Annotated in this window: 21 protein-coding genes and 1 pseudogene; 17 read left to right on the top strand and 5 right to left on the bottom strand. The window is 44.4% G+C overall.

Annotation, left to right across the window (positions count from 1 at the left end; all coding sequences use genetic code 11):
* Positions 1-5 precede the first annotated feature (5 nt).
* Positions 6-938 (top strand): diacylglycerol/lipid kinase family protein, encoded by a 933-nt coding sequence (locus tag AAAT87_RS01705; protein ID WP_089544257.1) that lies wholly within the window; start codon positions 6-8, stop codon positions 936-938.
* 62 nt (positions 939-1,000) lie between these two features.
* On the opposite strand, the gene AAAT87_RS01700 is transcribed toward AAAT87_RS01705, so the two are convergent.
* The gene (locus tag AAAT87_RS01700) at positions 1,001-1,705 is read right to left on the bottom strand and encodes a Crp/Fnr family transcriptional regulator (RefSeq protein WP_089544256.1); all 705 of its coding nucleotides are present in this window, start codon (positions 1,703-1,705) and stop codon (positions 1,001-1,003) included.
* 220 nt (positions 1,706-1,925) lie between these two features.
* On the opposite strand from AAAT87_RS01700, the gene AAAT87_RS01695 reads away from it, so the two are divergent.
* From AAAT87_RS01695 to AAAT87_RS01685, 3 genes are all read left to right on the top strand, one after another.
* Complete coding sequence (locus tag AAAT87_RS01695; protein WP_349225438.1) at positions 1,926-3,869, top strand: glycogen debranching enzyme N-terminal domain-containing protein; 1,944 nt, start codon at positions 1,926-1,928, stop codon at positions 3,867-3,869.
* A 17-nt stretch (positions 3,870-3,886) separates the two neighbouring features.
* On the top strand, positions 3,887-5,155 hold the full coding sequence (locus AAAT87_RS01690) for a glycosyltransferase family 4 protein (RefSeq protein WP_295024574.1): 1,269 nt from the start codon (positions 3,887-3,889) through the stop codon (positions 5,153-5,155).
* Between the two features lie 65 nt (positions 5,156-5,220).
* A complete protein-coding gene (locus tag AAAT87_RS01685) occupies positions 5,221-6,654 on the top strand; it encodes a glycoside hydrolase family 57 protein (protein ID WP_295024575.1) in 1,434 nt (477 codons plus the stop codon).
* Between the two features lie 111 nt (positions 6,655-6,765).
* Here AAAT87_RS01685 and AAAT87_RS01680 read toward each other — a convergent pair whose 3' ends face one another.
* Positions 6,766-6,900, bottom strand: coding sequence for a hypothetical protein (locus AAAT87_RS01680; protein WP_349225437.1), 135 nt, complete (start codon positions 6,898-6,900; stop codon positions 6,766-6,768).
* Positions 6,901-7,642: 742 nt separating this feature from the next.
* Between AAAT87_RS01680 and AAAT87_RS01675 the strand changes: the two genes are divergently transcribed.
* A complete protein-coding gene (locus AAAT87_RS01675) occupies positions 7,643-8,239 on the top strand; it encodes a sigma-70 family RNA polymerase sigma factor (protein WP_254952626.1) in 597 nt (198 codons plus the stop codon).
* Positions 8,240-8,341: 102 nt separating this feature from the next.
* Here the strand turns inward: AAAT87_RS01675 and rpe are convergent, their stop codons facing one another.
* The gene (rpe, locus tag AAAT87_RS01670) at positions 8,342-9,007 is read right to left on the bottom strand and encodes a ribulose-phosphate 3-epimerase (protein WP_295024617.1); all 666 of its coding nucleotides are present in this window, start codon (positions 9,005-9,007) and stop codon (positions 8,342-8,344) included.
* Between the two features lie 32 nt (positions 9,008-9,039).
* A complete protein-coding gene (locus AAAT87_RS01665; protein WP_254918927.1) occupies positions 9,040-9,168 on the bottom strand; it encodes a hypothetical protein in 129 nt (42 codons plus the stop codon).
* A 569-nt stretch (positions 9,169-9,737) separates the two neighbouring features.
* Here AAAT87_RS01665 and trpD point away from each other — a divergent pair.
* From trpD to AAAT87_RS01630, 7 genes and pseudogenes are all read left to right on the top strand, one after another.
* Positions 9,738-10,742 carry an anthranilate phosphoribosyltransferase gene (gene trpD / locus AAAT87_RS01660; protein ID WP_349225436.1) on the top strand — a complete coding sequence of 335 codons (1,005 nt, stop codon included), beginning with the start codon at positions 9,738-9,740 and terminating at the stop codon, positions 10,740-10,742.
* 5 nt (positions 10,743-10,747) lie between these two features.
* Entirely contained in the window at positions 10,748-11,557 is an 810-nt protein-coding gene (gene trpC / locus AAAT87_RS01655; protein WP_349225435.1) for an indole-3-glycerol phosphate synthase TrpC, read from the top strand.
* A gap of 4 nt (positions 11,558-11,561) precedes the next feature.
* A pseudogene (locus AAAT87_RS01650) lies at positions 11,562-12,158 on the top strand (phosphoribosylanthranilate isomerase); the annotation flags it as partial.
* A 42-nt stretch (positions 12,159-12,200) separates the two neighbouring features.
* Positions 12,201-12,977 carry a tryptophan synthase subunit alpha gene (trpA, locus tag AAAT87_RS01645; RefSeq protein WP_295024632.1) on the top strand — a complete coding sequence of 259 codons (777 nt, stop codon included), beginning with the start codon at positions 12,201-12,203 and terminating at the stop codon, positions 12,975-12,977.
* A gap of 26 nt (positions 12,978-13,003) precedes the next feature.
* Positions 13,004-14,203: a tryptophan synthase subunit beta gene (trpB, locus tag AAAT87_RS01640; RefSeq protein WP_295024622.1), complete on the top strand. Its 1,200-nt coding sequence runs from the start codon at positions 13,004-13,006 to the stop codon at positions 14,201-14,203.
* Between the two features lie 136 nt (positions 14,204-14,339).
* Positions 14,340-15,821, top strand: a complete 1,482-nt coding sequence (locus AAAT87_RS01635) for an anthranilate synthase component I family protein (RefSeq protein WP_295024624.1) — start codon at positions 14,340-14,342, stop codon at positions 15,819-15,821.
* Positions 15,822-15,896: 75 nt separating this feature from the next.
* Complete coding sequence (locus AAAT87_RS01630; protein ID WP_117662709.1) at positions 15,897-16,460, top strand: anthranilate synthase component II; 564 nt, start codon at positions 15,897-15,899, stop codon at positions 16,458-16,460.
* Positions 16,461-16,610: 150 nt separating this feature from the next.
* Here AAAT87_RS01630 and AAAT87_RS01625 read toward each other — a convergent pair whose 3' ends face one another.
* Positions 16,611-17,588, bottom strand: a complete 978-nt coding sequence (locus AAAT87_RS01625; protein ID WP_295024626.1) for an ROK family protein — start codon at positions 17,586-17,588, stop codon at positions 16,611-16,613.
* Positions 17,589-17,765: 177 nt separating this feature from the next.
* On the opposite strand from AAAT87_RS01625, the gene AAAT87_RS01620 reads away from it, so the two are divergent.
* From AAAT87_RS01620 to fmt, 5 genes are all read left to right on the top strand, one after another.
* On the top strand, positions 17,766-18,443 hold the full coding sequence (locus tag AAAT87_RS01620) for a LysE family translocator (RefSeq protein WP_349225434.1): 678 nt from the start codon (positions 17,766-17,768) through the stop codon (positions 18,441-18,443).
* A gap of 3 nt (positions 18,444-18,446) precedes the next feature.
* Entirely contained in the window at positions 18,447-19,001 is a 555-nt protein-coding gene (locus tag AAAT87_RS01615; protein WP_117662710.1) for a DUF4924 family protein, read from the top strand.
* Positions 19,002-19,085: 84 nt separating this feature from the next.
* Positions 19,086-20,672: a peptide chain release factor 3 gene (locus AAAT87_RS01610; protein WP_117662712.1), complete on the top strand. Its 1,587-nt coding sequence runs from the start codon at positions 19,086-19,088 to the stop codon at positions 20,670-20,672.
* A gap of 15 nt (positions 20,673-20,687) precedes the next feature.
* Positions 20,688-22,493, top strand: coding sequence for a chloride channel protein (locus tag AAAT87_RS01605; RefSeq protein WP_153092275.1), 1,806 nt, complete (start codon positions 20,688-20,690; stop codon positions 22,491-22,493).
* A gap of 20 nt (positions 22,494-22,513) precedes the next feature.
* Positions 22,514-23,527 (top strand): methionyl-tRNA formyltransferase, encoded by a 1,014-nt coding sequence (fmt, locus tag AAAT87_RS01600; RefSeq protein WP_296972962.1) that lies wholly within the window; start codon positions 22,514-22,516, stop codon positions 23,525-23,527.
* Positions 23,528-23,531: the final 4 nt, after the last annotated feature.

The raw sequence follows: 23,531 nt of genomic DNA, 5'->3' as shown, positions 1-23,531 counted from the left end.
GAATCATGGCAGTGAATGAAAATAAGTGGGGACTCCTGTATTGTCCCCGTGGCGGTTGGCGCAGTGCCAAGCGCTGGGAAAAGATAGAAAAGGTGCTCAGGCAGCAGGGCGTGGATTACGACTTCGTGCAGAGCGAAAACCAGAAGAGCGTTGAGCGACTGGTGAAGATGTTTGTCAATAATGGCTATAAGACGATAGTGATTGTTGGCGGAGATTCTGCGCTCAATGATGCCGTCAATTGCCTGATGCAGATGGATGCTTCCGAGCGCAATGAAGTGGCGTTGGGAGTGATTCCTAATGGCCTGATGAATGATTTTGCCCGCTTCTGGGGATTCGATGACAGTAACGTAGAGCAGACGGTGGCCTGGCTTAAGAAACGCAGGGTGAGAAAGATAGACCTGGGATGTATCCGATACACCAACAAGAAAGGGGAGAAGTGCTTGCGCTATTTCCTCAACTGTGTGAACATCGGACTCATTGCTGCGATTATGAATCTGCGTCGCCAGACCCATCATGTCTTCGGTTCCAGAACGCTGTCGTTCATCTTCTCGTTTATTCTGATGATCTTCCAGCGTCTCGACTACAAGATGCATATCAAGATCAACTCTGATGTCATCAGACGCAGAGTGATGACGATGTGTGTAGGCAATGCGGCTGGTTATGGTCAGACGCCAAATGCCGTGCCGTATAATGGATTGCTGGATGTATCGGTGGTGTATCATCCACAGATGACCCAGCTTTTCGAGGGTATTTATCTTTTTGTGAAGGGAAAGTTCCTGAATCATAAGAGTGTGCATCCTTACCGTACCCGCGAGGTGGAGGTAGAGGAGGCTTCTCATGCCTTGATAGGTATCGATGGCAGGTTGATGAATACGCCAGTGGGTCCTTATAAAATAACAGTAATTCAGGAAGTCATCAACTTTCTGATTCCTGCATAAACGCCAATGAGGGTGAGTTCTAATCGTAGAACTCGCCCTCATTGGCGTTTATGCAGTGGCTTTTATCCTTTTGCAATTTTCTTGATTTCCTCTTCGTTGAGGATTTTGATCTTTCTGACATTCGTTTCTATCAGACCTTCTGATACAAAGGCCGAGAGCGTGCGGATGCAGTTGCTCGTTGTCATATTGGAAATGTTAGCGAGGTCTTCACGACTCAGGCTGCAGTCCAGTGTGACTCCGTCTTTAGCCAGTCCGTATGAATCATGCAGAAACAGGAGTGCTTCGGCGAGGCGGGCACGGATGTGCTTTTGGGTGAGGTTGACTGTGCGGTCGTCTGATTTTCCAATTTCCACGCTCAGGTACTTGATAAAGTAGTATCCGATCTTGTAGCTTTTCTGCAGCAGCTTCATCAGTACGGGTAGTGGAAAATGTACTACGGTGCAAGTATCCAGAGCCTGGGCTGCAGTCTTGTAGATTTCGTTTGCAAAATAAGCACGGAATCCGAAGAATTCGTTCGGTTTGATTACGCGGATAATCTGGCTCTTTCCGTTGATGCCATCCTTGAATATCTTCACTTTGCCTGTGAGAAGACACATTGCATCAGTGGGAGTTTCATCGCACTGGTAAATCATCTCTCCTTTCTTGTATTTGGTGATTTCAACATGTTCTTTCAATGTTGCAATCTGGTCGCTCTCGAGTCCGCCCCATATTTTCGAAATCTCTCGAGCTACCTTAGCTTTATTCGCATCTTTCTTCTTTTCAACCATTATCGTTCTTCTATTTATGCACTAGTTCGTTAAATCGGCTGCAAAATTACACTTTTTTTTTGATATAACTCAATAAAAAACGCTAAAAATATGTTTTAAAACATACAAAAGTAAGATTTTCTAAAAATGTGTCACTTTTTCCTTTGTCTTCCCGCAAAAAAGCCGTACCTTTGAAAGCAATAAATATAGTCAACAAATATTAAAACCTTAATATAGATCTATGAGTTATCTAAAATTCGAAAAGGCCCTAATGACCAACTTACAAGAGTCATTGCCGAAAGAGTTGTTAAGGACTAATCGTTCGGGCGCATATTCGTGCTCAACGATAGTGGACTGTAATATCCGTAAGTACCACGGACTTCTGGTTGTACCGGTTCCTGAGCTGGACGACGACAACCATGTTCTCCTGAGTTCTCTGGATGTTACGGTGATTCAGCATGGTGCTGAATTCAATCTTGGTCTGCATAAGTACCAGGGCAACAACTTCAGTCCGTTGGGCCACAAGTACATTCGTGAGTTTGATTGCGATAAGGTGCCTACTACACTTTACCGTGTGGGTGGTGTGATCCTCAAGAAAGAGGTAGTTTTCCAGCATTATGAAGATCGAATTCTGATCCGCTATACGCTGGTTGACGGTCATTCTGCCACTACACTTCGTTTCCGTCCTTTCTTGGCGTTCCGCAGCGTGCGTCAGTTTACCCATGAGAATGCGACTGCATCTCGTGACTACTCTGGTGTTGACAACGGAATTAAGACATGTATGTATGCTGGTTATCCAGACCTCTACATGCAGTTTTCAAAGAAGAACGAGTTTAAATTCTGCCCAGATTGGTATCGTGGTGTGGAATACCCTAAGGAGCAGGAGAGAGGTTATGCTTCTAATGAAGACCTCTATGTGCCAGGATATTTCGAGATGGATATCAAGAAAGGCGAGTCTATCGTCTTTGCCGCAGCTACATCTGAAATCAAGACTTCCGGCTTGAAGAAACTCTTTGATAAAGAGGTGGATGAACGTGCACCTCGCGATAATTTCTTCCATTGCCTGGTGAATGCTGCACATCAGTTCCATCGCCGTGAAAAGAACGACGACCGCTACATACAGGCTGGTTATCCATGGTTCAAGTGCCGTGCCCGTGATACATTCATTTCGCTCCCAGGTCTTACTCTCTCTATCGAGGAGAATGATTACTTCGAGCTGGTGATGCAGACAGCCATGCGCGGATACTATGAGTTTATGGAGGGTAAGCCTCTTACCACTCATATTACTGAAATCGAGATGCCTGACGTTCCTCTTTGGGCTATCTGGGCTCTTCAGCAGTATGCCAAGGAGACCTCTAAGGAGGAGTGCTACAAGAAGTATGGCCAGTTTATCAAGGATGTCATCAATTTCATAAGAGACAACAAGCACCCTAACCTGGATTTGATGGAGAACGGCTTGCTCTATACCAATGGTAAGGACAAGGCCGTGACCTGGATGAACTCTACGGCTAATGGCCGACCTGTAGTGCCTCGTACCGGATATATCGTAGAGTTCAATGCTCTGTGGTATAACGCTTTGTGCTTCTGTGCAGCTTTGGCAGGAACTGCTGGCGAAGAGGATGCACAGCAGAAATTGCTGGCTCAGGCTGAGGTTACCAAGAAGTCGTTCGTTGATACATTCCTCAATGAATATGGCTATCTCTACGACTATGTAGATGGCAATATGATGGATTGGAGTGTTCGACCAAATATGATCTTCCCAGTGGCATTCGATTATTCTCCATTGTCACAAGACCAGAAGAAGAAGGTACTCGAAATCTGTACCCGCGAACTCCTTACACCTAAGGGATTGCGCTCACTCTCACCTAAGAGTGGCGGTTACAACCCTATCTATGTAGGTCCTCAGACACAGCGCGACTACGCTTACCATCAGGGAACAGCATGGCCATGGCTGGGTGGTTTCTATATGGAGGCAAGCTTGAAACTCTACAAGCGTACCCGCTTGAGTTTCGTAGAGCGCCAGATGGTAGGTTACGACGACGAAATGTCTTATCACTGCCTTGGCACTATCAGTGAGCTCTTCGATGGCAACCCACCATTTGCAGGCCGAGGCGCCATATCTTTCGCCATGAACGTGGCAGAGATTCTCCGTGCGCTCGAATTACTAGAAAAGTATCAATATTAATATAAGGAGGACGCTATATGAAAGTATTAATGTTTGGATGGGAGTATCCTCCTCACGTATTTGGTGGCTTGGCTACTGCCAACTTTGGTATCACCCAGGGCTTGCATGCCCAGGGAGATGTCGATATTACATTGTGTCTGCCTCATCCTTTCGGTGATGAGGACCGCAGTGCATGTAAATTTGTGGCTATGAACAGTGTGCCTATCGCCTGGCGCGAGGTCAATCATGACTATGTGCAGCAGCGTGTTGGCAACATCATGAATCCTGATGACTATTTCCGCTACCGTGACCACATCTATGCCGACTTTAACTATATGAACGTGAATGACCTCGGCTGTATGGATTTTGCCGGCGGTTATCCATCTAATCTCCACGACGAGATCAACAACTACAGCATCATCGCTGGCGTTGTAGCCCGTAGCGAAGAATTTGATATTATCCACGCCCACGACTGGTTGACATTCCCTGCTGGTATCCATGCCAAGCGAGTGAGTGGCAAGCCATTGTGCATCCATGTACATGCTACCGACTTCGACCGTAGCCGTGGTAAGGTGAACCCTACCGTATATGCTATCGAGAAGGACGGTATGGATAATGCCGACTGCATCATGTGTGTATCTGAGTTGACCCGTCAGACCGTGATCAACCAGTATCATCAGGATCCACGCAAGTGCTTTGCCATGCACAATGCGGTGTATCCACTGAAGCAGGAGTGGCAGGACATCCCACGCCCAGACCATAAGGACAAGGAGAAGGTGGTAACCTTCCTGGGTCGTCTCACCATGCAGAAGGGTCCTGAGTATTTCGTAGAGGCAGCCAACATGGTATTGCATCGTACCCGCAATGTGCGTTTCTGCATGGCAGGTTCGGGCGATATGATGGATCAGATGATTTATCTGGCAGCCGAAAGAGGTATTGCCGACCGTTTCCACTTCCCTGGTTTTATGCGAGGCAAGCAGGTATATGAGTGCCTGAAGGATAGTGATGTATATGTAATGCCATCCGTGAGTGAGCCATTCGGTATCTCTCCTCTTGAGGCTATGCAGTGTGGTACACCTACTATCATCTCCAAGCAGAGTGGTTGCGGTGAAATCCTCACCAACTGTATCAAGGTAGATTACTGGGATATCCATGCCCTTGCCGATGCTATCTACAGCATCTGCCACAACGAGAGTCTCTTCGATTATCTCTCAGAGGAAGGCAGAAAGGAAGTAGATCTGATTACCTGGGAGAAAGTGGGAGCCCGCATCAAAGATCTCTATCTCAAGACTTTGGGATGGAAGTAATGTTAAATGTTTAATGTTAAAGGGCTAATCATAAAGTTCAAAGTTCAAAATTTAAAGTTCAAAGTATGAAAACAATTTGTTTATATTTCGAGATACATCAGATTACCCATCTGAAACGCTACCGCTTCTTCGATATCGGTACTGATCATTATTACTATGATGATTATGAGAATGAGCGTAGCATCAACGACATCGCAGAGCGCTCTTATATGCCTGCACTCAATGCTATCCAGGAGATGATAGAGAAGAGCGGTCAGTATTTCAAGGTTGCCTTCTCGCTCTCTGGTGTCGGTATGGAGCAGTTGGAGCTTCACGCTCCTCAGGTTTTGGAGAAGTTGCAGGAATTGAACCAGACCGGTTGCGTAGAGTTCCTCGCTGAGCCTTATTCTCATGGCCTTTCTTCTCTCGTCAACGAGGAGACCTTCAAGTCAGAGGTGAAGCGCCAGTGCACAAAGATTGAAGAGTACTTTGGCAAGAAGCCTACCGTTCTCCGCAACTCTTCTCTCATCTACAGCGATGAGATTGGTGCTACTGTAGCTGATATGGACTTCGTGGGTATGCTTACCGAAGGTGCAAAGCACGTGTTGGGTTGGAAGTCACCACACTATGTATATCACTGTGCGATGAATCCAAAGCTCAAGCTCTTGCTTCGTGATGTACGTTTGAGCGATGATATCTCTTTGCGCTTCGCCAACAGCGACTGGGAGGGTTATCCACTCTTCGCAGATAACTATATGAACGACATTGCTTCATTCCCAGAGGAGGAGCAGGTTATCAATATCTTCATGGAGTTGTCGGCTCTTGGTATTGCTCAGCCATTGTCGAGCAACATCCTTGAGTTTGTGAAGGCTTTGCCAGAGTGCGCTAAGCAGCGTGGCATTACTTTCTCTACTCCTACAGAGATTTGCAAGAAGATCAAGTCTGTAGGAGAGATTAATGTACCTGATACATTGAGTTGGGTAGATGAGGAGCGTGATGTAAGTTCCTGGCTCGGTAACCCAATGCAGCGCGAGGCTTTCAACAAGCTTTATAGCGTAGCTGACCGTGTACGTATCGCCAACGATCCACGTATCAATCAGGACTGGGATTATCTTCAGGCAAGCAATAACTTCCGCTTCATGACCACCAAGCCTAGCAACGTAGGTCTTGATAGAGGTATTTATGCCAGTCCGTTCGATGCATTCACCAACTATATGAACATTCTTGGTGACTTCATCAACCGAGTAAATGATCTCTATCCTACTGATGTAGATAATGATCAGTTGGAGGGTCTTCTTACCACCATCACCAACCAGGATGAGGAAATCGAGATGAAGGACAAGGAGATTACCCGTCTCCAGGCTAAGATAGAGAAGATTGAGAAGGAGGTAGCAAAGCTTCGTGCAGAGAAGCCTGAGAAGCCAGCTGCCAAGAAGACTGCTGCCAAGAAGGCACCAGCCAAGAGAACTACAGCCAAGAAGGCAGCTGAAAAGCCTGCTGAGGCTGCAGAAGAGAAGTAAGCTTAGAATTTAGATTACTCATAACTTTTAGTCCCCCTTGCGGCTCGTGTTGAGCTGTGAGGGGGACTTTTTGTTTAGAAATACTTTGGATAACGTATTTCTCTGTTAGCATTAATTTTCAAAATGAATCCAGTCGATATCGAAGAAGGCTGCATCGTTCTTCTTGGCGGTGCGGGTGTTGAAGAAACCGAGTTTTGCACCAATCCACTTGCCTTCACGCATCGTGAAAGGATCACCTATTCGCAAACCACGTTATCTCTCCATTACTGATATTGCAGTTGTAGATGTTGACGTATGGTCCCCAGATGGCAACACCATCCGTATTATGAGAAGCTTTGCCTTTTCCTATTTCTGAGGCAGGCTCACTGATTATTATTACAGGTTAGAAAGTGCCTTGTTTCTCTTTTTGCCTGGTAATGGCACAATATTGCCCCGGTAAAGGGCAATATTGTGCCATTACCAGGCAAAAAACGATACGTCGGGAGAAAGATTTCTACAGGACTATCCTAGTGATTCGCTCTATGGCTTTCTGCTGCATATGGAGAGTTTTGCTTGTAGAAATCCCACTCTCGGTTTCACTCTTCACCATTTTGCCTGAAACCCCGATAAACACTGGGGGGATGAGAGGTGAAGAGTGGGTTACAACTCTTCACCTATTCAAATGCTTGTCTATGAGAAACTTGTAGCGCTTTCGTGAAGAGTGAAGAGTGTTTTTGAGAGTAGCTGCTTGCGCATAATACCGTGATGTTCTTGCAGAGTAATCGGTTCATTGCTTGTTTCAGAGATTAATGAATAAAAATTTTGTTTGTTGTATTTGGTTGTAATGATACATAAAAAAGATATATTTTCGATAGTTTTTTAGTTAAAAATTTGGCTGTTCTAACAAAAAAGTGTATCTTTGCGGTGAAATTTAACATTATTAATACTTCAAATAAAGATTCGCCTATCGATTTAGACATTTACTTAATGATAAAATAAGGATTAAGAAATGAGAAAACTCAATCAAATGACAGATGAAGAATTGGCCTTGGCTTACGTCGAGGGCGACAATAAGGCTTTTGACCTATTGCTGTCCCGCTGTGAGGTAAAGCTGTTTTCTTACATCCTCTTTGTCGTACATGATGAAGAGCTGGCGAACGATATATTTCAGGAAACTTTCGTGAAGGCGATTGTCAAACTTCAAGATGGGCAATATTCGCCTAATGGTAAGTTTGTCTCATGGCTTATGCGTATAGCTCACAATGTAATTGTCGATGGCTATCGTGATGCCAAAAATCTGCTTTTTACCGACCAGCATAACGATAATGATCTTTCTCGTCTGAAGGGTGATGCTGTGACGGATAGTTTTGTGGAGAAGGAAATCGTGCGCAACCAGGTGTTGAGCGATGTGAGACGGTTGGTGGATTTTCTGCCTCCTAACCAGCGGGAACTCATATATATGAGATTCTATCAGCAGTTGACTTTCAAGGAGATTGCTGAATTGACGAATGTGAGTATCAATACGAGTCTGGGACGTATGCGTTATGCGCTTCATAACCTACGTCGTATGGCGAAGGACTATCACATCAGCTTGCAGCTTGACTAAACTTTCCGCTGTTTTATCAGCGGGAAGTTTAATCTTCTTGCTACTTCTATATCGTTGGTTCAGGGCGTATTGGGTAATTTCAACCGTACAGGTCGAAATTCTTTAGTCCTCTTTCTTTTTCAATTCTTTCAGATTGTGAATAGTTGCACAAGGATCTGAACTCTTGAAGACGTAGCTGCCACTCACCAGTACATCGGCTCCAGCCTGTACAAGTCGTGGGGCAGTTTCACCCTGTACACCACCATCTATCTCGATAAGTGCATGGCTGCCGCTCTCCTTGATGAGCTTGCGTAGGCGATGTACCTTCTTGATGGTGTTTTCTATAAACTTCTGTCCGCCGAATCCTGGATTCACGCTCATCAGCAGCACCATATCCACATCGCAGATGATATCTTCCAGGACATTTACAGGAGTAGAAGGATTGAGGGTTACGCCAGCCTTCATACCAGCAGCATGAATCTGCTGGATAGTACGGTGTAAGTGAGTGCATGCCTCGTAGTGCACATTCATCATCATGGCACCAATCTTGGCGGTTTGCTCTATGTATTGCTCTGGGTGTACAATCATGAAGTGTACGTCGAGAGGTTTGGTGCAAACTTTCGCCACGGCTTCCAATACAGGGAAACCGAAGGAGATGTTGGGCACGAATACACCATCCATAATGTCCATATGGAGCCAGTCTGCTTCACTCTTATTGATCATTTCTACATCGCTCTTCAAGTCAATGAAATTGGCTGAGAGGAGAGAGGGGGAAACCATTGTTTTCATCTTTATTTCTTTACTTTGATTATATGTTGCAATCAGTTGATAAAATACGCCTTGCAAGATTCATTCTTCTTGAATGCGCGATAAGTGTAAGCCATCTGTTTGATGAAATAGATGGTCTTGGCAGATGGTCTCATCTCTTCGGAAGTAAATAAATGCTTCATAGGCATATTTTTTATGAATTGATTAATACTATGCTGTTTCTGATTGGCATCGGTTATGGGAAAGATTCCTCATCATGATGCTTATATATTCATAAACGATGACCTTGTGGTTTTATTATATCTGGTGCTTATATTTTTTTTGTGAATAGTACTCCGATTACTTATATATAATAAGGTGTAAGGGGAAAAAGAAAGAGAAAAATAAGAAGAAAATAACTTTTTTCTGTTAAAATGATTATTTTTTAGATAAAAATTTTGCTATTTCGTAGAAAAAGTGTAATTTTGCAATCGGTTAGTTGTAGTGACTATGCCAGTAACAAATTATAATTAAAAGAAACAAAATAAAAAATTAAAAATATGATGAACTCGTTTGTATCTACAGCATGGTGGTGGCGTAACTCAAGATCTAGAAAGTCGTGAGTCGAGTACCCGTGTGGATGCAAATCCAAATATACTAAGGGCCTGCCGTAACTTACGACAGGCCCTTTTTACATATCTGGGGAGTTTCGGAAAATGATTCTTACTTGAAAGAGTATTAACAAAATAAAAATATATAGGAGAACAGGATTATGGAAATGAAGAATATCTTGAACAGAATGTTGAACCACGAGGAGTTGACCCGTGACGAGACCAAGAATATTATCCTGGGAATTACTCAGAGTGAGTTTCCCGAGGAACAGATTACAGCCCTGCTTACTGGTTTGCAGATGCGCGGTGTGACCGTAGATGAACTTCTCGGTTTCCGTGATGGTATTTTGGAGACTGGTGTTCATGCCATTCTCAATTGTGACCGATATATCGATGTTGTAGGTACTGGTGGTGATCGCAAGAATACTTTTAATATCTCTACTACCTCTTGTTTCGTCATTGCTGGTGCAGGATATAAGGTGGCTAAACATGGTAACTTCGCTGCAACTTCGGTGAGTGGTGCTTCCAATGTTATCAAGAATCACGGAGTACAGTTTACTGATGATCTTGATAAACTCAACCGTTCTCTCGATGAGGCTGGAATCGTTTATCTTCACGCTCAGCTTTTCGCCAAGGCAATGAAGTTTGTGGGTCCTATCCGCAAGGCTCTTCAGTTTCCTACCGTCTTCAATCTCCTGGGGCCTTTGGTTAATCCTAGTCAGCCAAAATGCCAGTTGCTCGGTGTTGCCAACCTCGACCAGATGCGTCTCTATAATCAGGTTTACCAGAAAATCGGCATAGATTACGGAATCGTAAACAGTATTGATGGTTATGATGAAATTTCACTTACCAGTGATTTCAAGGTTACTACCAACAATTACGAGAGAATCTTCAAACCAGAGGACCTGGGCTTCGAGATTGCCAAGCCTGAAGAGGTAAGAGGAGGAGCTACCGAGCAGGAAGCAAAGGATATTTTTGATGCAGTGCTCGAAAATCGTGCCCTGCCAGCGCAGAAGAATATCGTGCTCGCTAATGCAGCCTTCGGCATCCAGGTGATGGAGAAGGGAAAGAAGAGCATCGATGAATGCGTGGAGATTGCACGCGAAAGCATTGATTCTGGAAAGGCTCTTGCAACATTCAAGAAATTCGTGGAACTCAATAGTTAAGGAAAATGGATATTTTAGAAGAAATCATCGCTCACAAGAGAATCGAGATAGCACAGCGTAAACGCTTTATCCAACCCCGCCAGATGATTACCCTCGCTGAGCAGAAGATGCAGGAGGATGAAGGATGTGTTCCGGGGGGAAGCATGAAGGAAGCGTTGATGAAGTCGGAGACTGGAATCATCGCAGAGTTCAAGCGTAAATCTCCTAGCAAAGGATGGATCAAGGAAGAGGGAAAGGCCAGCATCATTCCTCTAAGCTATCAGCAGAATGGGGCAACGGCACTGAGTATCCTCACAGACATAGATTACTTTGGTGGCTATGATGAGTTTATCCAGGAGGCTCGCCATGTAGGTGTAACTCTACCTATATTATATAAGAACTTCGTGGTAGATGAATATCAGCTCTTGCAGGCTCGATATTGTGGAGCTTCGGCGGTGTTGCTGATTGCTGCCTGTCTTTCCAAGGAAGAATGCAGAAATCTGATGAGAATGGCTCATCAGCTGGGATTGGAGGTTCTTTTGGAAATGCATGGCGAACGTGATTTCGAATATGCAGAGTTGGAACCGGATATGTACGGAATCAATAACCGCAACCTCGGAACCTTTGTGACGGATGTGGAAAACAGTTTCCGACTGTCCGAAATGCTTCCGAAGGATGTATGCAGAGTGAGTGAAAGTGGAATCTCCCAGCCCCAGACTGTTCTTAGATTAAGAGAAGAAGGTAGATTCAGGGGGTTCCTGATGGGAGAGCAGTTTATGAAACAGGCTGAGCCTGGAGAGGCGCTCGCTCAATTTATCAATCAGTTAAAATCATAGGCAGATGTTAGTAAAGGTATGTGGAATGCGTGAGCCTGAGAATATAGAAAAGGTGGCTCAGCTAGGGGTGGATATGATGGGATTCATCTTCTACCCAAAGTCGCCGAGATTCGCTTCTCAATCTGTGGATCGAACGGCTGCAGATAAGAATGTTTGCAGAGTGGGTGTCTTTGTCAATGAATCTGCTGGATTGATTTCTGATAAGATTCATCAGTTTGATTTGAATGCCGTGCAGTTGCATGGAAATGAGAGCCGCGAACTCTGTGAACTGCTTCATAAGCAGAATGGTTTGTTGAAAGTTATCAAGGCTATCAGCGTTTCCACAGCCGGAGATATCCAGAAATATAAGGAATACGTAGGCGCTGTTGATTACTTCCTTTTCGATACCAAGTGTAAAACGGTGGGTGGAAGTGGTCAGCAGTTTGATTGGCAGGTTTTGGAGAATTACGATGGCGATGTTCCATTCATCTTGAGTGGTGGAATAGGGCCGGAGGATGTAGAGAGAGTCAGAAACTTCCATCATCCAAAGTGCATCGGAATCGATCTGAATTCGAAATTCGAGTTGAAGCCGGGCTTAAAGGATGTGGAGAAGTTGAATACATTTCTTGAAAATATAGAAACAAAGAAATTTAAAAAGAGTATTATGAATAAGATAAATGCATTGTTTGCAAACAATAAAGACCGCAAGCTTTTGAGCTTGTATTTCTGCGCAGGTTGCCCAACCCTCGAAGGAACGGGTGATGTGATTAAGGCGATGGAGCGCAAGGGAATAGATATGATAGAGGTAGGAATCCCGTTCAGTGATCCTCTGGCAGATGGACCTGTCATTCAAAGTGCTGGTACTAAGGCTTTGAAGAATGGAATGACCGTAAAGAAGCTCTTCGCTCAGTTGAAGGCCATCAAGAATGAAGTGCAGTTGCCACTTGTGCTGATGGGCTATCTGAATCCTATCATGCACTACGGAATTGAGAAATTCTTCCAGAGTTGTGTAGAAAGTGGTGTGAGTGGAACTATCATTCCTGATCTTCCATTTGATGATTATCTGAAAGTGGTAAAGCCTATTGCTGACAAATATGATATCCGCGTTATCATGATGATTACCCCAGAGACAAGTGAGGAGCGTATCCGATTCATCGACGAACATACTGACGGCTTTATCTATATGGTCAGCTCCGCCAGCATTACGGGTGCCCAGAGTAGCTTCGGCGATGCTAAGTTGGCTTATTTCAATCATATCAATGCTATGAATCTCCGTAATCCTCGTATGATTGGTTTCGGAATCAGTAACAAGCAGACTCTTACGAGTGCACAGGATAACGCAGCTGGTGCCATTATTGGTAGTAAGTTTGTGACATTGCTCAATGAAGTTGGCTGTCCAGACCAGGCACTCGACCTGCTTTTCGAAGCATTGAAAAAATAATTCAACCTTTTAATTTTATAGGAAAGATGTATCAAGTTGACGATAAAGGATTTTTTGGAAAATTCGGAGGAGCTTATGTTCCTGAGATTTTATATAAGTGTGTAACTGAGCTTCAGGAGGCTTATAAGCCTATCATTGAGAGTGAGGAGTTCAAAAAAGAGTATTATGCGCTCCTGAAGGATTATGTTGGCCGCCCTTCACCTCTTTACTATGCGAAGAGAATGAGCGAAAAGTATGGATGTCAACTCTATCTGAAGCGTGAGGATCTGAATCATACCGGTGCGCACAAGATTAACAATACCATCGGTCAGATTCTGATGGCAAAGAAGATGGGTAAAACGCGTATCATCGCCGAAACCGGTGCCGGACAGCATGGTGTTGCAACTGCCACCGTCTGTGCCTTGATGGATATGAAGTGTGAAATCTTTATGGGTGCTACCGATGTGGAGCGCCAGCATACCAATGTGGAGCGTATGAAGATGCTGGGTGCCAAGGTGAATCCTGTCCGTACGGGCAATATGACTTTGAGTGATGCATGCTCTGAGGCTATCCGCGACTGGTGCTGTCATCCACAGGATACATTCTATATCGTAGGTTCTACGATGGGACCTCATCCTTATCCTGATATCGTTGCAAAGATGCAGAGCGTAATCAGTGAGGAGGTGAAATGGCAGTTGGAAGAGAAGATTGGTCGCGATTATCCTGATTACCTCATCGCTTGTGTTGGTGGCGGTAGCAATGCTGCAGGCACCATCTATCATTATATCGATGATGAGCGGGTTCAGATCTATCTGGCTGAGGCTGCCGGTCATGGTATTGATACCAATTACACGGCTGCAACCATGCATTGTGGTACAGAGGGAATCATTCACGGTGCCCGTACGCTTGTGATGCAGACAGAGGATGGACAGATTGAGGAAGCCTTCACCATCAGTGCCGGTTTAGATTATCCGGGTATTGGACCAATGCATGCAGACTTGGCAACAAGAGGCAGAAGTCATGTACTTGCCATCAAGGATGATGAGGCTATCTATGCCGGTTATGAACTGACTCGTATGGAGGGTATCATACCTGCCATTGAAAGTGCTCATGCTGTGGCTGCCTTGAAGAAAATGAAGTTCAAGAAGGACGACGTGGTTGTTTTGACCGTTTCTGGCCGTGGTGACAAGGATGTAGAAACCTATTTGAGCCATAAGGAAATGGCTGGAGAATATGGAAATTTCTAAAGTATTTTAAAGCTTTTGCCCTTTCAGGGCGACAGACTTACACTCATTACAACCCAGGGTGTTACCCTGGGCTAGGAGCTTCTGCCCTTTCAGGGCGTGTGGGTGTAATTAGTTAAAGTTCAATCAATAAGAAAAAATGGCTAAGTTTAATTATACGACAGTAACTCGCACGATTCTCGCCGACCTCTATACGCCTGTGGGAGTTTATATGCGATTGAGAGATATTTACCCCCAGTCGGCTCTGATGGAGAGTAGCGACTACCATGGTTCTGAGAATTCCCGTTCCTTTATAGGTGTACATCCATTGGCTAGCATTGCCGTGAGTCATGGAGAGGTTATCAAGACTTATCCTGATGGCAGTGTTGAAAAACAGCAACTTCCAGCTTTTGGCGAAGGAAAGGGAGAAGATTGTAAGCTCGCCATTTCGAAAGCTTTCAATGAGTTCATCCAGAGTTTCCATGTTGAGGGAGAGGGGAAGAATTTCTGTGGACTTTATGGATTCACGACCTTTAATGCAGTACGCTACTTCGAGAATATCCCTGTAAAGGATACCACGATGGCAAAGAATGATGCGCCGGATATCTATTATATTATGTATAAGGACATCATCGTGTTCGATCATTTCAATAATACGATGCAACTTATCGCTTTGAGCGAACGGTATGGCAAAGAGGGAACCGCTGATGATGATCAGGCTTCTGCGGCAAATAGGGCTGTCGGCAATGCTGAGTTGGATGCATTGATGAAGGCGGTGAACAAGGCAAATGTGAAGCCTTATGATTTCCATCCGGTAGGCGAAACAACCTCTACTCTTACTGATGAGGAGCACAAGGCGAATATTCGCAGGTGTATCCAGCATTGTATGCGTGGCGATGTGTTCCAGATTGTGGTGAGCCGAAGATTTGTGCAGCGTTATGAGGGGGATGACTTCAAGCTCTACCGTGCCTTGCGCAGCATCAATCCATCACCTTATCTCTTCTATTTCGATTTTGGTGGCTTCCGTATCTTCGGTTCTTCACCAGAAACTCATAATCGTATTGTTGGAGAGAAGGCTTTCATTGATCCTATTGCAGGAACGACCCGACGAACGGGTGATATGGAACAGGATAGAAAGGCTGCAGAATTCCTCCGTAATGACCCGAAGGAGAATGCAGAACATGTCATGCTTGTGGATTTGGCACGAAATGATTTGAGCCGTAACTGCCACAATGTGAAGGTGGATTTCTATAAGGATATGCAGTTTTACAGTCACGTGATTCATCTGGTGAGCCGTGTGAGCGGAACATTGGATCAGAATGCTGACCATATTAAGGAATTCATAGATACCTTCCCTGCTGGTACCTTGAGTGGTGCGCCTAAGGTGAGAGCGATGCAGATTATCTCTGAATTGGAGCCTCACAATCGTGGTGCTTATGGTGGATGTATCGGATTCATAGGACTGAACGGCGATTTGAATCAGGCTATTGTAATTCGTACCTTTATCAGCCGTAATGGCGAACTCTGGTTCCAGGCTGGAAGTGGAGTTGTGGCGAAGAGCAACGACCAGTATGAGTTGGAAGAGTGTAATAATAAACTAGGAGCTTTGACTAAGGCAATTCATATTGCTGAGAAGCTTTAGGTAGTGAAAAATGAAGAACGAAGAGTGAAGAATTCATGTGCTTCAAGTAAACATTAAACTCTAAACATTAATAAGATGAAAATAGTAATCATAGATAACTATGACTCCTTTACCTATAATCTTGCACATTTGGTGAAGGAGTTGGATGCTGAAGTGACGGTGTTCCGCAACGATCAGTTTCAGCTGTCGGAGCTTGACCGTTTCGACAAGATCATATTGAGCCCAGGACCAGGTATTCCTTCGGAGGCTGGACTTCTGATGGATGTGATCAGGAAATATGCAGGCAGAAAACCGATGCTGGGAGTTTGTCTAGGTCATCAGGCTATTGGTGAGGCTTTTGGTGCTAAACTAACCAATCTCTCTGAGGTTTATCATGGAGTAGCTACACCATGTACTCAGTTTGGTAACGATCCTATTTTTGAAGGATTGCCTAAGCGTATCGAGATTGGCAGATATCATTCCTGGGTAGTAGATAAAAGTGGTTTTCCTGATTGCCTGGATATTACGGCTGTAAGTGATGATGGTCAGATCATGGGTCTCAAGCATAAGAATTACGATATTCGAGGCATTCAGTTTCATCCTGAAAGTGTGCTGACACCTGATGGAAAAAAGATGATTCAGAATTGGTTAGAGCTTTAGTCCTTTGGGGCTAAAGCTTTTTCTTTGCACCTTGAAATGTGTGATGTTGCGATGATTGTTAAAAAAAACGAGTTTGATGTTCTGAAGGACACCAAACTCGTTTTTACTTTTTATATAATGAACTCTAATACGAGAACATATAATCAGATATTATAAATCCCAAGCTACAGCACTTGCACCAAGTACTGCTGCAGAACTGCCATCAAGAGTAGAAATGAGGAACTTAGCCTTGCCCTTGTAAATCTTGAGCACGTTCTTGTCGTAAGCCTCCTTCAGAGGCTTCATCAAGAGGTCACCTGCCTTGGTGAGACCGCCGAAGAATACGAATGCCTCAGGAGCTGAGAATGCTGCGAAGTTAGCGCAAGCCTCACCCAGCATCTTGCCAGTGAAGTCGTAGATGCGCTTGGCCAAAGCATCACCCTTGCTGGCAGCAACGCTGACATCGTAAGAGGTAATCTTCTCTGGATCCATCTCGCGGAGCAAAGAAGGCTCATCACTTGTTTTCAGGAACTCACGTGCGGTGCGAGCTACACCTGTAGCAGAGCAATATGTCTCCAAACAGCCTCTTCTACCGCAGCCGCAAACACGACCAGCCTCGCCTGGAACCATGATAACATGACCCAACTCACCTGCGAAACCATCGCTTCCATAGAGCATCTGACCATTGATGACAATACCAGAACCTACACCTGTACCGAGGGTAATATCAATGAAGTTCTTCATTCCACGAGCAGCACCATAGGTCATTTCTCCAAGTGCAGCAGCGTTGGCATCGTTAGTAAGAGCTACAGGAATACCGAGAGCTTTGCTGAACATATCAGCCAAAGGTACAACGCCATCGTGAGCCCAAGCCAAGTTTGGAGCAAACTCGATAGCACCCGTATAGAAGTTTCCATTAGGAGCACCAATACCCATTGCCTTGATCTTTTCGATACCGCCTACGGTCTCGATGATTGGCTGGAGTGCCTCTACAGATGCCTTTACATAGTCATCTACCTTATCATAACCACCAGTTTTGATAGCTGTTGTTGCCTTGATTTCGCCACGAGCATCAACGATTCCGAACACAGAATTAGTACCGCCAAGGTCTAAACCAATAACGTACGGTTTTAATGTATTTTCAGTCATGTTACTTTTTAAATTAGTTAGAATTGTTTATTTATGCTGCAAAGATAATGAATCCTTTTGAAAATATCAACTTTTTCTTGTATAAAAAAGTATAATTTTAGAAGTTTTGGGCAAAAATATTGCAAATGTGCCCTTTTTTTTGTAACTTTGCCCGCTGTTATAGAATAATGTACGAAAATGAGTTTAGCATTTCCAATAGAGATAAACATCCTTGACTTTATATTCAAAGGAATTATCATCGGAGTGATTGCCTCTGCCCCTATGGGGCCTGTAGGTATTCTTTGTATTCAGCGTACGCTCAACAAGGGACGCTGGTTTGGGTTCGTCACGGGCATTGGTGCTGCGTGCAGTGATATCGTATATGCACTCTTCACGGGTCTAGGTATGAGTTTCGTGATGGACTTTGTGAATAATGCGCAGAACAAGTTCTACCTGCAGATTTTCGGTAGTGTATTGCTGCTGGTGTTCGGAATCTATTGTTTCAAGAGTAATCCGATGAAGAATATGCACAAGTCGAGCAATAAGCAGGGTACTTTATGGCATAATGGAATTACGGCTTTCCTGGTTACCTTGAGTAATCCGCTCATCGTGTTTCTCTTCATGGCTACCTTTGCACAGTTTGCCTTTGTGGTTCCGGATATGCCGCTAGAGATGGGTATGGGATATCTGAGCATTATGTTTGGTGCCTTGTTGTGGTGGTTTGGACTCACTTGGCTCGTCGATAAGATCAGAGGTAAGTTTGATACTAATGGAATCCTTATCATCAATAAAGTGATAGGAAGTATCGTGATTATTTTCTCGATCATCGCTCTTTTTGGAACGATATTTAATCTTTATCATTTACCAGAATTTTAAGTTATGTTTGTAGCACAGAAATTAAGAAAAGAAAGTATTGCAGAATACCTTTTATATATGTGGCAGATAGAGGATATCATCCGTGCCTACGGATGCTCGCTGCCGGTGATTAAGAAAAACTATATCGAACGGTTCGATTTCACTCCTGAGCAGAAAGACGAGGAACTCGATTGGTTTGGAAATCTTATTCGTATGATGAATGAAGAAGGTAAGCGTGAGAGCGGGCATCTTGATATTAATAGAGTGTTATTGCAGGATGTCATTGATCTGCACGGCAGACTCCTTCAGAGTTCGAAGTTCCCTATTTACAATGCTGAGTATTACAAGGTGTTGCCTTTTATTGTAGAGTTGCGCAATCGTGGTGATAAGGATATTAATGAGGTTGAGACCTGTCTTGATGCACTTTACGGAGTAATGATGCTCAGACTGCAAAAGAAGGAGATTACCCCTGAAACAGAGAAAGCTATCAAGGAAATCTCAATCTTCGTTGGATTGCTCAGTGATTATTATATCAAGGATCGTACTGAAGGCTTGAAGTTTGAAGATGACGATATGTAATCTGCTGGTGTAACAAGTGTTTTTTAGTAATTAGAGAGTAGTATTTATTTTTTTAGGATATACATATTATAATATATATTATTGATGAAAGAGATTGAAAGAAGAAGAACGTTTGCCATCATTTCGCACCCTGATGCTGGTAAGACAACATTGACCGAGAAGTTCCTGCTCTTCGGTGGACAGATTCAGGTGGCTGGTGCCGTTAAAAATAATAAGATTCGTAAGACTGCTACTTCTGACTGGATGGATATCGAGAAGCAGCGTGGTATTTCCGTATCAACTTCTGTGATGGAGTTCGATTATCTGCCTGCTGGTCAGAGTGGCGAGCCTTATAAGGTAAACATTCTTGATACTCCGGGTCACCAGGATTTCTGTGAGGATACTTATCGTACTCTCACCGCGGTGGACTCTGCTATCATCGTGGTCGATTCGGCTAAGGGTGTTGAGGCACAGACCCGTAAGTTGATGGAGGTGTGCCGTATGCGCAATACTCCTGTTATCATCTTTATCAATAAGATGGACCGTGAGGGTCGTGACCCATTCGATGTCCTTGATGAGTTGGAGGAAGAGTTGAAGATTTCTGTTCGCCCTTTGTCTTGGCCTATCGGTCAGGGTGCTCGCTTCAAGGGAGTTTATAATATTTATGAGCATCAGCTCAATCTTTTTACACCTAATAAACAGCGTGTTACTGAGAAGGTTGAGGTAGATATTCAGTCTAAGGAACTTGATGAGCGAGTAGGTGAGCGAGAGGCAAATCAGTTGCGCGAAGAACTGGAATTGGTGGATGGTGTTTATCCGGAATTCGATGTGGAGACCTATCGTTCAGCAGAAGTGGCACCGGTATTCTTTGGTTCTGCCTTGAACAACTTCGGTGTGCAGGAACTCTTGGATTGCTTCGTGCAGATTGCTCCATCACCAAAGCCAACAAAGGCAGAGGAGCGTATGGTGGAACCGGAGGAGCCTAAGTTTACTGGTTTTATCTTCAAGATTACTGCAAATATCGACCCTAACCACCGTTCATGTATTGCATTTTGCAAGATTTGTTCTGGTAAGTTTGTGCGCAACCAGCCTTACTACCATGTACGTCTCGACAAGACAGTACGTTTCTCTTCACCTACCCAGTTTATGGCGCAGCGTAAGAGTACCATCGATGAGGCCTATCCTGGCGATATCGTTGGTTTGCCAGACAACGGCATCTTCAAGATTGGTGATACTCTGACTGAGGGCGAGAAGATTCACTTCCGTGGATTGCCATCGTTCTCTCCACTTCTCTTCAAGTACATCGAGAACGATGACCCAATGAAGAGCAAGCAGTTCCAGAAGGGTTTGGAGCAGTTGATGAACGAGGGTGTGGCACAGTTGTTCATCAACCAGTTCAATGGTCGTCGCATCGTGGGTACCGTCGGTCAGTTGCAGTTCGAGGTTATCCAGTATCGCTTGGAGAACGAGTACAATGCCAAGTGCCGTTGGGAGCCTGTTCATTTGCATAAGGCATGTTGGATTGAGGCTGACGATGAGAAGGAATTGGAGAACTTCAAGAAGCGTAAGTATCAGTATATGGCAAAGGATATTGAGGGCCGCGATGTGTTCCTCGCTGATTCTGGCTATGTGTTGAGTATGGCTCAGCAAGACTTCGAACATATCAAATTCCACTTTACATCGGAATTCTAAAATAACAAAAGAATGATGGATGAAGAGTTATCAGAATACAAACAAGGCTGGATAGAAAGATTTGTTGTTTGGCAGAAGGAACATATTTCCGACCGTCAGATGACTCTTATCCTCGCCTTTGTGATAGGTTTGCTTGCTTCTGTGGCAGGTTTCTTCCTGCATGGTATCGTGCACGAAATACAGTTGCTGCTTACTTCCGGGTTCCAGCAGAGCAGTTATAATCTGCTCTTTCTGCTTTTCCCTATTATTGGTATTTACCTTACCTCACTTTTTATCAAGTATGTGGTGAGGGACAATATTTCGCATGGTATTACCCGTGTGCTTTACGCCATCTCGACCAAGAACTCTCGACTAAAAGGACATAACTGCTGGTCTTCGGTGGTAGCGTCCGGTATTACCATTGGTTTCGGTGGATCTGTTGGAGCCGAGGCACCTATTGTGCTTACCGGTTCTGCTATCGGTTCCAATCTGGGACAGATTTTCCGTATGGATAAGAAGACCATGATTCTGCTGGTGGGCTGTGGAGCCAGTGCTGCTATTGCAGGAGTCTTCAAGGCTCCAATCGCAGGACTTGTCTTCACCCTCGAGGTACTGATGGTTGATCTTAGTATGGCTTCACTTCTGCCAATCCTTATCAGTTGTGTCACTGCTACCTGTTTTACCTATATCTTTATGGGTGACAGTTCGCTTTTCGATTTTACTCTTACCAATCCATGGGAGTTGAATCGTACGCCAGCATGTATCCTCTTGGGTATCTTCTGCGGTTTGATGAGTCTTTACTTCATGCGCACGATGTCATGGTGTGAAGGTCTTTTTGCCAAGATGAAGAATCATCCTTATTGTAAGTTGGTTTTTGGTGGACTCATTCTCAGTTCGCTCATTTTCCTTCTTCCTTCTCTTTATGGAGAGGGATATTCGGCAGTAAATGTGCTTCTTAAGGGGCAGAATGAGGCAGAGTGGGGGCAGGTGATGAACCGTTCTCTTTTTTCAGGTCATCAGAATCTGTTGATTCTCTATATCGGCTTGGTGACCTTTACCAAGGTTTTTGCCACTTCGGCTACCAATGGTAGTGGAGGATGTGGTGGAACCTTTGCTCCTTCTCTTATCATCGGTGGATTTGCAGGTTTCTTCTTTGCCCGACTCTGGAATGTCTATGAGGTAGGTGTTTATGTACCCGAGCAGAATTTCACCTTGATGGGAATGGCAGGACTGATAACGGGCGTGATGCATGCTCCACTTACCGGTATTTTCCTTATCGCCGAACTTACAGGTGGTTATCAGCTTTTTATGCCACTTATGATTGTGTGCATATCTTCGCTCCTTACCATCAGTATCTTTGAGAGCCACAGTATCTATGCCTTGCGTTTGGCTAGAGAGGGCAAACTTCTCACGCATCATATTGATCGTGCAGCGCTCACTCTGATGAGTATGCAGAGCTTGGTTGAGAAGGATTATCATCCAATCAAGGAAGATTTGCCGATGGAAAAACTGGTGAGCGAGATTAGTCGAAGTAATAATAACTTCTTGCCTGTGCTCGATGAAGCGGGTGTCTTGCAGGGAGTTATCGATATTACTAAGATTCGTCATATCATATTCCGAACCGAACTCTATAAGCATTTCAAGGTAAAACAGCTTATGTTGCAGCCTTCTGCCGTAATTAGTGAGAACGAGAGGATGGATGAGGTGATGCAGAAGTTTGATAAGACTGATGCCGCACAGTTGCCAGTAGTAGATATAAATGGTGTGTTGAAGGGCTATATCAGTCGTACCAAGGTGTATGAAGTATATCGACACATTGTGGCAGATATATCTGCAGAGTAATAATATTAATAATGAACAGTATGACAAAGAAAGATTTAAGAATCATATTTATGGGAACTCCAGAGTTTGCTGTGGAATCCCTCAAGCGCCTTGTAGAGGGCGGCTACAATGTGGTGGCTGTGGTTACGCAGCCTGATAAGCCTGTGGGCAGACATCAGGACACTTTGCAGCCTTCTCAGGTGAAGCTGTATGCTGTAGAGCATGGACTGCCTGTGCTTCAGCCTGTGAAGATGAAGGATCCCGATTTCCTGGAACAACTTAAGAGCTATCAGGCTGACTTGCAGGTAGTGGTGGCATTCCGGATGTTGCCAGAGGTTGTATGGGCAATGCCAAAGTTTGGTACCTTTAATGTTCACGCTGCCTTGTTGCCACAGTACCGAGGTGCAGCTCCTATCAACTGGGCTGTTATCAATGGTGAGACAGAGACGGGTGTTACTACCTTCTTCCTCGATCATGATATAGATACAGGTCGCATCATTATGCAGAAGCGTTTCCCTATTCCTGACGAGGCGAATGTAGAGTATGTATATGATGGATTGATGCATTTAGGTGCTGAAATTGCTTTGGAAACCATCGATCAGCTGATTGCATCAGATGGTAATATTTCGAGCATTGCTCAGGAAGAATTCATCGGTGAAGGTGTAGAACTCAAGTCTGCTCCTAAAATTTTCAAGGATACTTGCTGCATTGACTTCCACAAGCCTGCTAAACAGGTACACGATTTCATACGTGGTCTCTCACCATATCCGGGTGCCTGGACCTATATCAAGAAGAAAGATGCAGTGAAAGAGCAGGTGCTTAAGATTTTCAAGACTACAGTTAGCGAAGACTCGCGAGGTATGGCACCTGTAGGATGTTTCAGAATAGAAGGCGGACATTTGCAGATAGCTTGTATCGACCATTGGCTCAATATCTATGAGCTGCAGCTTGCTGGTAAAAAGCGTATGGAAGCTTCTGCCTTCCTCAATGGAATGAAGGATATTGCATATTACGAATGTCAGAAAGCACCAGATTCTGATGCAGGATTACGGTAATTTA

Source organism: Segatella sinensis (assembly GCF_040095255.1).
Classification (GTDB): domain Bacteria; phylum Bacteroidota; class Bacteroidia; order Bacteroidales; family Bacteroidaceae; genus Prevotella; species Prevotella sinensis.
Note: the sequence above shows the minus strand (reverse complement) of the source record. Positions and strands in the feature narration are given on the sequence as shown.